Origin of the sequence: Flavobacterium sp. NRK F10 (genome assembly GCF_024054235.1) — a bacterium.
Lineage (GTDB): Bacteria > Bacteroidota > Bacteroidia > Flavobacteriales > Flavobacteriaceae > Flavobacterium > Flavobacterium sediminis.
In genome coordinates this window covers 1-266 of sequence record NZ_JAMXLC010000023.1, presented here as the reverse complement: position 1 = coordinate 266, position 266 = coordinate 1, and the positions used below count along the sequence as shown (strand labels likewise).

Below are 266 nucleotides of genomic sequence, written 5' to 3'. Positions count from 1 at the left end.
CCCTCACAAATAGGATCGTTACTACTTAAACTCACTAATGCCGGTATAGGGTTAACCGTTACCGTAGCTGTCTCCGATAAGGTCACATTACAACTGCCTAATATTATATCACTCAATACGATTACCTGATCTGATGTTGCTCCACTGATCAATACCTGTGCGGCACCTGTTCCGTCTAAAGTAATTGTCTGGTTAGAACCACCGTTAATTGTATATGTTACAACAGCGCCTGCAGTTCCGGTTATGTCAAACAATGCATCTTCGCC

Annotated in this window: 1 protein-coding gene; it reads right to left on the bottom strand. The window is 42.9% G+C overall.

Annotated features, from left to right (window positions below; translation table 11 throughout):
- Window positions 1-266: hypothetical protein (locus tag NHF50_RS15670; RefSeq protein WP_252777374.1), on the bottom strand; the 266-nt coding region annotated here is incomplete at both ends.